This window comes from Actinomadura fibrosa (assembly GCF_900659615.1).
GTDB lineage: Bacteria > Actinomycetota > Actinomycetes > Streptosporangiales > Streptosporangiaceae > Spirillospora > Spirillospora fibrosa.
On sequence record NZ_CAACUY010000491.1, the window covers coordinates 1 to 2,693 of the forward strand.

At 75.1% G+C, this 2,693-nt stretch carries 2 protein-coding genes and 1 pseudogene; 1 reads left to right on the forward strand and 2 read right to left on the reverse strand.

Annotation, left to right across the window (positions count from 1 at the left end; all coding sequences use genetic code 11):
- Together E1300_RS48970 and E1300_RS48975 are read right to left on the reverse strand one after the other, a co-directional pair.
- Positions 1 to 249 (reverse strand): annotated as a pseudogene (locus tag E1300_RS48970) (IS982 family transposase); the annotation flags it as partial.
- Between the two features lie 62 nt (positions 250 to 311).
- A complete protein-coding gene (locus E1300_RS48975) occupies positions 312 to 671 on the reverse strand; it encodes an STAS domain-containing protein (RefSeq protein ID WP_165503356.1) in 360 nt (119 codons plus the stop codon).
- Positions 672 to 872: 201 nt separating this feature from the next.
- On the opposite strand from E1300_RS48975, the gene E1300_RS48980 reads away from it, so the two are divergent.
- The coding region (locus tag E1300_RS48980) for a P-loop NTPase family protein (protein ID WP_207400450.1) at positions 873 to 2,693 on the forward strand (1,821 nt) is incomplete at its 3' end.

Genomic DNA, 2,693 nt, shown 5'->3' on the forward strand with positions numbered 1-2,693 from the left:
GCGCAGATGCCGGTTGTATTCGGATTGGCAGGGCAGGCGCGGGAACAGGTGCCCGATCCGGGCCGGGGCCAGGCGCAGCCAGCGGTGCTCGGCATCGCAACTCAGCAGCACCTGCGCGACGGCCACGCAGACCAGCTCGGCATCGGTCAGCAGCCGGGGCCGCCCCCGCCGCCGTCGCGGCGAAGGCAGCACGTGATCGTCCAGATGAACGTAGAGTGCGGTCAGAAGGGCGTCCAAGTCAGTCTTCACACACCGACGATGGGCGCCCTTCGCCATGCCCGCACCCGGTTCAGCAATTTCCCATCAACGATCTAGGCGCGTTCGGGTTCGGGTTCGGGGGCGATCGCCTCGGCGAGCGTGGGCAGCACCCGGAACCGCCGGTGCAGACCGGTGATCTCCAGTGTGCGGCGGATGATGGGCCGGGGGCCGGCCAGGGTGAGGCTGCCCCCGGCCGCGGTGACGGACTTGTAGCAGCTGATGATGACCGACAGGCCGTGCGAGTCCATGAACTCCAGGGACTCCATGTCGAGCACCACGTGGTCGCCGTGCTCGCGGCGGGCCGCGCGGATCTGCCGGCGCAGGTCGTCGGACACGGCTATGTCGAGCTCTCCGCGCAGCGACACGACGGTCCGTCCGTCGAGCGCCCGAGCGGTGACTTCGAGTGCTGGCACGAGGGGCTTCCCCTCCGGTCGGCGCACACCCGCCCGGCGTCCGCCCGGCGAATGTTTTCCATATGGCAACTATCCCGGACGGAGCGCCGCCTGCCAACCCGCCGCGCGACAAGGGTGTGCCTGATCGCGCCGAGTCGTAGGGTGCATGCCAGACGTGTTCCCCGCTGTTCCCCGTTCCGCTGCGTAGGAGAAGGACCCCAGGTGAGTTCCCCCCGGCTGCCGGACCATCTCGAAGTGCTGCTCACCGACGAGCCCGTCCTGGACGTGTACGCGTACGGGCCGTGGCGCGTGCCGGACGGCCTGTACGAGGAGATGCGCGAGCGCGCCGTCGCCTACAACGCCGACCCCCGCGCCGTCGTGCTGACGCGGCAGCTCAGCGACTTCTACGGCACCGGCACGAGCGCCGCGGGCGCCGAGCAGTGGTCGCTGCTGACGTTCCTGCTCGGCGCGTCCGCCGTCCGCGGCGGCACCCGCGGCGACGTCGACTACGAGCTGCTCTCGGCCTTCCTCGCGACCCCGGAGCCCGCCGTCCGCGACGCGACCGCCTGGTTCACCCAGGGCGGGCGCTGGCGCCCGCCGGGCCTGTGGCTGCCCGAGCCCGCCGGGAACGACCGCGAGCGGCGCGCCGTGATGTTCGAGCTCGCCCGCGCCGGGCTGGACGTCTTCGACGGCCTGGAGCCGCTGGAGCGCCGCCGCCGCGTCCTGATCGACCTGTTCGACCGGCGCGCCGCCGACCCCGCGCTCCGCGAGCGGGACATGACCGTCCCGCAGGCCGCGCTGGAGGACGTCTGGGTCGCGAGCCTCACCGACGAGGAGCTGACCGTCCTGCCCGAGCTGGCCGGGCCGATCGGCTACCTCGGCTGGGCCTGCGCCGGCCTCGACGCCGCCCGCGAGCGCCTCGCCGGCGCCGTCGCCGACACCGAGGAGCCGGACACCGCGCTCGCCCGGCTGCTGCTGGCCGCCGACCTGCGGGTGCTGCCCGCCGAGCTCGCGGCGGCGCTCGGCACCGACCGCTACGAGCGGCTGGACGAGCGCTTCCGCGCCGCCCGCGAGGCCGACGCGGCGGACGCCTGGCCCGCCGAGGTCCGCGCGTGGCTGGCCCGCGGGCTCGTCGCGGGTGAGGCGGACGCCTGCCGCGCCTGGCTCGACATGGCCGTCCGGATCACCGGCGCCGTCCAGGGCCTGCCCGACGCGCCGGTGAGCCCCCGCTGCCGGGTGCCCGTCCGCCAGTTCCAGGCCGACCTGCGGCGCCTGTTCACCGCCCGCCGCGTCCTCAACCCGCTCGGCTCCGCGCTCTTCCCGGAGCGTGCCGCCGAACCCGAGGGCGAACCCGACCGCGCCGTCGCCGGCGGCGGCACCGCCCGCGACGAGGCCGTCGAGAAGGCGCTCGTCGGGCAGCCGGAGCTGACCCGCGCCCTCCAGGACGCGCTCGCGGCGCGGCTCGCGGGGGAGCGGCCCGTCCGGCTGCTCGTCACCGGGCCGGAGGGCACCGGCAAGGGCACCGGCGCCGAGGTCCTGGAACGCCGCCTCGCCGAGGGCGGCGCCGTCCGCGAGGCGTTGTGGATCTCCGACCAGGTCTTCGCCTCGCTCGGCGTCAGCGACGCCGTCCTGTGGCTCCAGGCCCGCGTCCGCGACTGCCTGGAGGGGCGGATGCTCCTCGTCGTCGACGACCTGGAGAAGCTCGTCACCTACGAGCGCTGCGGCCCCGCCGCCGTCGAGGAGCTGCGGCGGCTCATGGCGCGCTCGCCGTCCCTGGACGTCGTCGCCCTGTGCCGCCCCGGCGGCGACCGGCGCCTGTTCGACGCCAACCCGGCGCTCGTCCGCGCGTTCGAGGTCGCCCGCACCCGCGACTTCGCCGAGGACGAGTTCGCCGAGCTGTTCACCCTCGCCGTCGAGAAGCGCGGCGCGACCGTCGCCGCCGACGTCGCCGCCACCGCCGGGGTGCTGCTCGCCCGCACGCCGCCGCTGCTCAACCTGCGCGGCGCCCGGCTCGTCGAGCACCTGGCCGCGCAGTGCGCCGCC